At 67.9% G+C, this 9,123-nt stretch carries 7 protein-coding genes; 5 read left to right on the top strand and 2 right to left on the bottom strand.

Features of this window, described 5'->3' with window-relative positions; all coding sequences use genetic code 11:
* Positions 1–750: secretin N-terminal domain-containing protein (locus tag AC1D1T_RS26795; RefSeq protein ID WP_477992826.1), on the bottom strand; the 750-nt coding region annotated here is incomplete at its 3' end.
* Positions 751–879: 129 nt separating this feature from the next.
* On the bottom strand, positions 880–2,412 hold the full coding sequence (locus tag AC1D1T_RS26790; protein WP_477827378.1) for a YifB family Mg chelatase-like AAA ATPase: 1,533 nt from the start codon (positions 2,410–2,412) through the stop codon (positions 880–882).
* 290 nt (positions 2,413–2,702) lie between these two features.
* Between AC1D1T_RS26790 and AC1D1T_RS26785 the strand changes: the two genes are divergently transcribed.
* The 5 genes from AC1D1T_RS26785 to AC1D1T_RS26765 all read left to right on the top strand — a co-directional run bounded on the left by AC1D1T_RS26785 (position 2,703) and on the right by AC1D1T_RS26765 (position 8,964).
* A complete protein-coding gene (locus AC1D1T_RS26785; RefSeq protein ID WP_047509783.1) occupies positions 2,703–3,440 on the top strand; it encodes a TorF family putative porin in 738 nt (245 codons plus the stop codon).
* Between the two features lie 49 nt (positions 3,441–3,489).
* Positions 3,490–3,828, top strand: a complete 339-nt coding sequence (locus AC1D1T_RS26780; protein WP_047509787.1) for a P-II family nitrogen regulator — start codon at positions 3,490–3,492, stop codon at positions 3,826–3,828.
* A 22-nt stretch (positions 3,829–3,850) separates the two neighbouring features.
* The gene (locus tag AC1D1T_RS26775; RefSeq protein WP_477992825.1) at positions 3,851–5,371 is read left to right on the top strand and encodes an ammonium transporter; all 1,521 of its coding nucleotides are present in this window, start codon (positions 3,851–3,853) and stop codon (positions 5,369–5,371) included.
* Positions 5,372–5,569: 198 nt separating this feature from the next.
* On the top strand, positions 5,570–6,865 hold the full coding sequence (gene gshA / locus AC1D1T_RS26770; RefSeq protein WP_047509792.1) for a glutamate--cysteine ligase: 1,296 nt from the start codon (positions 5,570–5,572) through the stop codon (positions 6,863–6,865).
* Between the two features lie 224 nt (positions 6,866–7,089).
* On the top strand, positions 7,090–8,964 hold the full coding sequence (locus tag AC1D1T_RS26765; RefSeq protein WP_047509794.1) for a potassium transporter Kup: 1,875 nt from the start codon (positions 7,090–7,092) through the stop codon (positions 8,962–8,964).
* Positions 8,965–9,123: the final 159 nt, after the last annotated feature.

The following is a 9,123-nucleotide window of genomic DNA, read 5'->3' as shown; positions in this document are numbered from 1 at the left end:
CACCAGCAGCGCGTTCAGGCGCGGGTCGGCGACGATGGAGGTCGCCGCCGCGCTGGCGCCCGCTGCCGGCGCAGCCGCCGCCAGGCCCGCGCTGTCCGTCATGCGCAGCACCGTCGCGGCCAGGTCGGAGGCGATCGCGTTGTGCACCGGGATGACCTCCACGTCGGTGGCGCTCGGCGTGTCGAGCGCGGCGATCAGGGTCTGCAGCCGCTCCAGGTTCTCGGCATAGTCGGTGATCACCAGCGTGTTGTTGCCGGCATTGGCCGTGATGGTGTTGTTCGGCGCGATCAGCGGGCGCAGCACCGGCACCAGGTTGCTGGCGTTCTCGTGCACCAGCGGGATCACCTGCGTGACCACCTGGTCGCCGCGCGCACGCGCCGGCCCTGCGCCGGCCACGCCGGTCTGCAGCTTGGCCTCGGCCTCGGGCACCACCTTCAGCAGGCCGCGCGACTCGACCACCGCGGACCCGAGCCCGCGCAGCGCGGCCACGAAGATCTGGTACGCCTGCGCGGGCGTCACGCCCTGCTCGGTGTAGAGCGACAGCTTTCCCTTGACGCGCGGGTCGACGAAGATCGGACGGCCCAGGATGGCGGCCATCGCGCGCGCCGCGGACTCCACGTCGGTGTCGGGGAAGTTCAGCGTCGCGCTCGGCTCGGCGCGTGCCGCACGGGCCGGTGCCACGCCGATCGAGAGCGCGCACGCGGCGCCGAGCGCGAACACGGCGCACTTCAGGGGGTTCGGCGGGGTCATGGGGCCTCGGGCGACGGATGCGGGCCGCGATGCTAAGACGGCCCCCCGCGTGCTGCGTCTCGGCGCTGTCGCGTCACGGTAAAGAAGCTTGTCCTTCGCCGTCGGCGCCGTCACGCTTCAGGCGCGCCGTCACCCGGGCGACAACGCGCGCCGGTACTGGATGGCCTCGGCGAGGTCGGCGTTCTCGATGGCCTCGCGGCCTGCCGAGTCGGCGATGCTGCGCGCCACCCGCAGCACGCGGTGAAAGCTGCGCGCCGACCAGCCGAGCCGGGTCGACACCGCGCGCAGGAAGGCCGCGCCGGCCGTGTCGAGCGCGCAATGCAGGTCGAGCGCATCGCCGGCCAGCTGCGCGTTGCGGCAGCCCTGGCGTGCCAGCGCACGCTGCTGCGCGGCCTGGACGCGCCCGCAGATCTGCCTGCTCGGCTCACCATCGGGCGCGGTGGCCAGGGCGTCGGCGGGCAATGCAGGCACCTCGACCTGCAGGTCGATGCGGTCGAGCAGCGGGCCGCTGATGCGGGCCTGGTAGCGCAGCACCAGGTCGGGCGAGCAGCGGCACGCGCGCTGCGGGTTGCCCAGGTGGCCGCAGGGGCACGGGTTCATCGCCGCGATCAGCTGGAACTGGGCCGGGAAGTCGGCCTGCCGCGCCGCGCGCGAGATCGTGATGCGGCCGGTCTCCATCGGCTCGCGCAGCGCCTCGAGCGCGGCGCGCGGGAACTCGGGCAGCTCGTCGAGGAACAGCACGCCGTGGTGCGCGAGCGAGATCTCGCCCGGCCGCGGCGGCGACCCGCCGCCCACCAGCGCCACCGCCGACGCACCGTGGTGCGGGCTGCGCAGCACCCGCTGCCGCCAGCGCTCGGCGCGGAAGCTGCCGCTGATGCTGAGCACCGCGGCCGACTCGAGCGCCTCCTGTGCCGTCAGCGGCGGCAGCAGCCCGGCGAAGCGCTGCGCCAGCATCGACTTGCCGGTGCCCGGCGGGCCGACCATCAGCAGGCTGTGGCCGCCGATCGCGGCGATCTCGAGCGCACGCTTCGCGCCGCTCTGGCCCTTCACGTCGCGCAGGTCGGGCAGCGCCGCCGGCGTGCCGGGGCGCGGTGGCAGTGCGCGCGGCAGCGGCTCGCGCGGCGTGGGGTCGTCGGGGTCGTCCGGGCGCAGCGCCTGCACCAGCTCGAGCAGGTGCTTCGCGCCGTGGATCTCGATGCCGGCCACCAGCGCGGCCTCTTCGGCATTCGCGGCCGGCAGCACCAGCGCGCGTGCCGGTGTGCTCTGCGTCTGCAGCGCGAGCGCCATTGCCAGCGCGCCGCGCACCGGCCGCAGGTCACCGGCCAGCGACAACTCGCCGGCGAACTCGAAGCGCGCGAGGCGTTGCAGGTCCAGCCCGCCCTGCGCCGCGACGATGCCCAGCGCGATCGGCAGGTCGAAGCGGCCCGACTCCTTCGGCAGGTCGGCCGGCGCCAGGTTCACGGTGATGCGCTTGTTGTGCGGGAAGGCCAGGCCGCTGTTCTGCAGCGCGGCGCGCACCCGCTCGCGCGCCTCTTTCACCTCGGTGTCGGCCAGCCCGACCAGCGTGAAGTTCGGCAGGCCGTTGGCCAGGTGCACCTCGACGGTGACCTCGGGTGCCGCCAGGCCATCGAGGGCCCGGCTGTGGACGACGGCCAATGTCATGCGCTTTCCCCGCTTCGCAGATGAGAGGGGCGCGATTCTGCCCAGGGAGGGGATCCTCCGACACGGGGCATCTGTACCGGTCGCCGGCCCGGCCACTGAATTGCACCAGAAGCGGGCAATCGGGTGCATGCTGTGTCAATCGGCACCGCGGAGGTGCGTTTTCCGCAGCGCAGCCTCGTGAAAGCTGCCGAATGAGCCCCGATGGGGCGCGCACGCCCCAAAAAGTCCATGGCACAAAAGCTGCACAGAGGCCCCGGCCCCCTCAGTTTCAAACGCCTGGAGAAATCTGCATGAAGAAGATCGTGATCCTTTCGGCCCTGGCATCGCTGTTCGCCGTGTCGGTCCATGCCGAAGACGCCGCGCCGGCCGTGGCCACCAACTTCAGCCTGACCACGAACTACAAGTACCGTGGCCAGGACCAGGGCAACAACAAGCCGGCCGTGCAGGGCGGCTTCGACTACGCGAACAGCGGCTTCTACGTCGGCAACTGGAACTCGAGCATCGGGTTCACCAATTCCGGCATCGAGATGGACTTCTACGGCGGCTACAAGGGCGAGATCGCGAAGGACATCGGCTTCGATGTCGGCGTGCTGCAGTACTACTACTCGCAGAAGGACAAGGTCGTCGACTTCAACACCACCGAGCTCTATGGCGCACTGAGCTACGGCCCGGTGTCGCTGAAGTACTCGACCACGGTGTCGAAGGACTACTTCGGCCTCGGCGAATCGGCCGGCCTGCTGCTGGGCCAGCCGGCACCCAAGGGCCGCAACACCGGCTACCTCGACCTGTCGGGCAACTTCGAGGTCGCCAAGGGCGTGACGCTGAACGCCCACATGGGCTTCACGCGCCTGTCGAGTGAACTGAAGGACGTCGGCTACGAGAACTACGCCGACTACAAGTTCGGCGCGACGATGGACCTCGGATCGGGCTTCTCGGCGGGCGCGGCGATCGTCGGCGCGACCAAGAAGGACTTCTATGGCGACATCAACAAGGCGCGCGCCATCCTGACGATCACCAAGTCGATGTGAGCCCGCGCCTGCGCGAGCCCCACCCATTCATTGCCAACAGGAGCATTCCATGAAGATGGTGACTGCCATCGTCAAGCCCTTCAAGCTCGACGAAGTGCGTGAAGCCTTGAGCGCCATCGGCGTCCAGGGCATCACGGTGACCGAGGTCAAGGGCTTCGGCCGCCAGAAGGGCCACACCGAGCTGTACCGCGGCGCGGAGTACGTGGTCGACTTCCTGCCGAAGGTCAAGATCGAGGCCGCCGTCGACGACGGCCTGATCGACCGCGTGATCGAAGCCATCGAAGGCGCGGCCCGCACCGGCAAGATCGGCGACGGCAAGATTTTCGTGTCGCCCCTCGAGCAGGTGGTGCGCATCCGCACCGGCGAGACCGGCAAGGACGCCCTCTGAGCACACTACAACAGAGACAACCATGAAGAAACTCATTGCCACACTCGCCCTGGGCTTCGCTGCCTGGGGCTTCGCCGGCGTCTCGCTGGCGCAGGACGCGGCCTCCGCGCCCGCCGCCACGGCTTCGGCCGCGGCGCCCGCGGCCGCGGTTGACGCGGCCTCCGCGCCGGCTGCCGCAGCGTCCGCTGCAACGGCCGCATCGGCGCCTGCCGTGCCGGTCGCCAACAAGGGCGACGTCGCCTGGATGATCGTCGCGACGCTGCTCGTGATCATGATGACGGTGCCGGGCCTGGCGCTGTTCTACGGCGGCCTGGTCCGCAGCAAGAACATGCTGTCGGTGCTGATGCAGGTGATGGTCACCTTCTCGCTGATCGTCGTGCTGTGGACCATCTACGGCTACAGCCTGGCCTTCACCGAAGGCAACAAGTTCGTCGGCGGCCTCGACCGGCTGTTCATGAAGGGCATCTTCGATCCGGCCACCGGCGTGTTCGCGATGGGCGCGACCTTCAGCAAGGGTGTCTACATCCCCGAGCTGCTGTTCGCGGCCTTCCAGGCGACCTTCGCCGGCATCACCTGCTGCCTGATCGTCGGCGCGTTCGCCGAGCGCATCAAGTTCTCGGCCGTGCTGCTGTTCATGGCGCTGTGGTTCACCTTCAGCTACGCGCCGATCGCGCACATGGTCTGGTTCTGGATGGGCCCGGATGCGTACAGCGCCGCGGGCGTCGTCGACGAGATGAACTCGAAGGCCGGCCTGCTGTGGCAATGGGGCGCGCTCGACTTCGCGGGCGGCACGGTGGTGCACATCAACGCCGCCGTCGCGGGCCTGGTGGGTGCGTACATGGTCGGCAAGCGCGTCGGCTACGGCAAGGAAGCGTTCACGCCGCACTCGCTGACGCTCACGATGGTCGGTGCCTCGCTGCTGTGGGTGGGCTGGTTCGGCTTCAACGCCGGTTCGGCGCTCGAAGCCGGCAACAGCGCCGTGCTCGCCTTCATGAACACCTTCACGGCCACCTCGGCCGCGGTGCTCGCGTGGTCGATCGGTGAAGCGCTGATGCGGGGCAAGGCCTCGATGCTGGGTGCGGCTTCCGGTGCGGTGGCAGGCCTGGTGGCGATCACGCCGGCGGCCGGCAATGTCGGCCTGATGGGCGCGATCGTGATCGGCTTCGTCGCCGGTTTCGCCTGCCTGTGGGGCGTCAACGCGCTGAAGAAGCTGCTCGGTGCCGACGACTCGCTGGACGTGTTCGGCGTGCACGGCGTCGGCGGCATCGTCGGCGCGCTGCTGACGGGCGTGTTCAACACGCAATCGCTCGGCGGCCCCGGCCTGGTCGGCGACTGGGTCACGGCCTCGGTCACCTCCAACGGCATCGGCGCCCAGGTGTGGATCCAGCTGAAGGCCGTGCTCGTGACCGTCGTCTGGTCGGGCGTGGTCTCGGTGGTGGCGTTCAAGATCGTTGACCTGGTGGTCGGCCTGCGCGTGACGGAAGAAGAGGAACGCGAAGGCCTGGACATCTCGGCACACGGCGAGACGGCTTATCACCAGTAATTTTGGGAAGAGGCGCGGACTTCGGTCCGCGCGGGACACAGGGAAGGCCGCCTCCGGGCGGCCTTTTCCTTTTCGGCCCGGGGGCCCCTGCCGGCCGTGACGCATGGCGCACACCGGCCGGGGCCTCCGCACTTGCCATCGACGGCGGCGACCCCAGATGCCTAGAATCCGCGATCCCCAGGCGTTCAACGGGCTCTTATGGTTCCCCATCTCATCACTGCACTCACCGGCCCGATCAACGAACTGGAGCAGCGCATCCTCGAATCGCTGCCGGCCATCGAGCGCTGGTTCCGCCTCGAATGGATGGAGCACACGCCGCCGTTCTACACCTCGGTCGACGTGCGCAATGCCGGCTTCAAGCTGGCGCCGGTCGACACCAACCTGTTTCCGGGCGGCTTCAACAACCTGACGCCCGAGATGCTGCCGCTGGCGGTGCAGGCGGCGATGGCGGCGATCGAGAAGATCTGCCCCGAGGCCAAGAACCTGCTGCTGATCCCCGAGAAGCACACCCGCAACACGTTCTACCTGATGAACGTGGCGCGCCTGATGCAGATCTTCCACCAGGCCGGGCTGAACGTGCGCCTGGGCACGCTGGACGACACCATCAAGGCGCCGACGCAGATCGACCTGCCCGACGGCAGCGCGCTGACCGTCGAGCCGCTGCTGCGCACGCGCGGGCGCCTCGGGCTGAAGGATTTCGATCCCTGCACGATCCTGCTGAACAACGACCTGTCGGCCGGCATCCCGAAGGTGCTGGAGAACCTGCACGAGCAGTACCTGCTGCCGCCGCTGCACGCCGGCTGGGCGGTGCGCCGCAAGACCAACCACTTCCAGGCCTATGAAGAGGTCGCGAAGAAGTTCGCCAAGCTGCTGGGCATGGACCCGTGGCTGATCAACCCGATGTTCGCCCGCTGCGGCGAGGTCAATTTCAGCGACGGCACCGGCGCCGAATGCCTGGCGAGCAATGCCGAGGCGCTGCTGGGCAAGATCCGCCGCAAGTACAAGGAATACGGCATCCAGGAGAAGCCGTTCATCATCGTGAAGGCCGATGCCGGCACCTACGGCATGGGGATCATGACGGTGCGCGACCCGAAGGACCTGGTCGACCTGAACCGCAAGGCACGCAACAAGATGAGCGTGATCAAGGACGGCCAGGAGGTCAGCGAGGTCATCCTGCAGGAAGGCGTGCCGACCTACGAGCGCGTCAATGACGCTGTCGCCGAGCCGGTCGTCTACATGATCGACCGCTACGTGGTTGGCGGCTTCTACCGCGTCAACGCCGAGCGCGGCATCGACGAGAACCTGAATTCCCCCGGGGCGAGCTTCGTGCCGCTGGCCTTCGCCGAGTCGAACCAGCTGCCCAAGCCGGGCGTCAAGCCGGGTGCCAGTGCACCGAATCGCTTCTACATGTACGGAGTGATCGCTCGCTTGGCCATGCTCGCGGCCAGCTACGAAATGGAAGCGACCGACCCCGACGCCGAGGTCTACGAGTAGATGGAGCCCCTCGGTCGACGGGTACGTCGGCCGATCCCCCGGGGGGATGCGGGCCGGCTTGGGGCGGCCCGGCGCTCGGCCCTACACCACTCGTTGCTGCAGTGCAACATCAACCCCCGACACCTTGGGGGTGGGGGCGGGCGATCTGTTTCCGGGCGTATCCACGGGCGCACAATGGCCGTCCTTTGGATTGAGCCGTGCCCCTTCGGCGGGCGCGGTGGAACGTGAATCAGCATCGTCCCAGCTCCAGCCTGGCCGCCCTGACGCTGGGCGCCCTTGGCGTCGTCTACGGCGACATCGGCACCAGCCCCCTCTACGCACTCAAGGAAGTCTTCGCCCACGGTCACGTGCCGTTGACGCCGCAGAACATCTACGGCGTGCTGTCGCTGGTGTTCTGGACGCTGACGGTGGTGGTCTCGGTGAAGTACGTGGTGCTGATCCTGCGGGCCGACAACAACGGTGAAGGCGGGTTGATCGCGATGCTCGCGCTGGCGTCGCAGGCGGTGAAGGACCGGCCGGTGCTGCGCAGGCGGCTGCTGATGGTCGGCATCTTCGGCACGGCGATCTTCTTCGGCGATGGCGTGATCACGCCGGCCATCACGGTGCTGGGCGCGATCGAGGGCCTGGAGGTCGCGGCGCCCGGGCTGCACCACTACATCGTGCCCTTGTCGCTGGTGGTGCTGACGCTGCTGTTCCTGGTGCAGCGCCATGGCACCGCGACGGTGGGCAAGCTGTTCGGCCCGGTGATGGTGCTGTGGTTCGCGGTGCTGGCGGTGCTCGGGCTGTCGCAGATCGTGACGAACCCGGCCGTGCTGGCGGCGCTGAGCCCGCATTACGCGCTGGATTTCCTGCTGGGCCATCCGGCGATCGCGTTCATCGCGCTCGGCTCGATCGTGTTGTGCGTGACGGGTGCCGAGGCCTTGTATGCCGACATGGGCCATTTCGGCAAGCGCCCGATCCGTCTCGCGTGGTTCAGCCTCGCGATGCCGGCGCTGGTGCTGAATTATTTCGGGCAGGGCGCGATGTTGCTGGCGCACCCGGAGAACGTGAAGAACCCGTTCTACGAGATGGCGCCGCCCTGGGCGGTGTACCCGCTGATCGGCCTGGCGACGCTGGCGGCGGTGATCGCGTCGCAGGCGTTGATCACGGCGGCGTTCTCGGTGACGAAGCAGGCGATGCAGCTCGGCTACCTGCCGCGGCTGCGCATCCTGCACACCTCGGTGCGGGAGACGGGGCAGGTGTATGTGCCGTTCGTCAACTGGGGGCTGTATGCCTGCATCGTGCTGGCGGTCGTGACCTTCGGCTCGAGCAGCAAGCTGGCGGCGGCGTATGGCATTGCGGTGACGATCGACATGCTGATCACGACCACGATGACCTTCTTCGTGATCCGTTACGGCTGGAAGTACCCGTGGCCGCTGAGCATGGCGGCGACCGGCTTCTTCTTTCTGGTCGACTTCACCTATTTCAGCGCGAACGTCATCAAGGTGTTCGACGGCGGCTGGTTCCCGGTGGTGATCGGTGGCGTGATGTTCATGATCATGATGACCTGGAAGCAGGGTCGCCGGCTGATGGCCGAGCGCCTGCGCGAGGACGCGATCGACCTGAAGAGTTTTCTCGACGCGGTGTTCGTGAGTCCGCCGACGCGGGTGGCCGGCACGGCGGTGTTCCTGGTGAGCGAGCAGGGGCTGACGCCGAATGCGTTGTTGCACAACCTGAAGCACAACAAGGTGCTGCACGAGACCAACCTGTTCGTGACGGTGAAGCTGCACGAGGTGCCGTGGATCGGTTTCGAGAAGCGTTGCGAGATGGAGCCGCTGGGCCGCGACTGCTGGCAGGTGACGGTGCACTTCGGCTTCAAGAACGAGCCGGACGTGCCGGAGGCGCTGAACTTCTTGCGCACGCGAGGCTGCCAGATGGACGACATGGAGACCTCGTATTTCCTGTCGCGCGACATCGTGATCCCGACGTTTGGGAGCGGCATGGCGAGCTGGCGCGAGAAGCTCTTTGCGGGGATGCACCGGAATGCGGCGGCGGCGGCGGACTTCTTGTCGCTGCCAACGAACCGGGTGGTCGAGCTCGGCTCGAAGGTCGAGATCTGACCTCTGTCTCTTCACTGCGTGAGGCTGCTGCCGGGATTTCGCCCCGGCGGGCGAGTCACTTTCATTTGTCTTGCCAAATGAAAGTAACCAAAGCAAAGGCGCTTTGAAAACCATGCGGTTCGTTCAGTCTCGCTGCGGACAACACTGACGCTTCGGCTG

This window comes from Rhizobacter sp. P2_H3, from assembly GCF_056403355.1.
The sequence above is the reverse complement of the archived record's forward strand: the minus strand, read 5'-3'. Positions and strand labels throughout refer to the sequence as shown.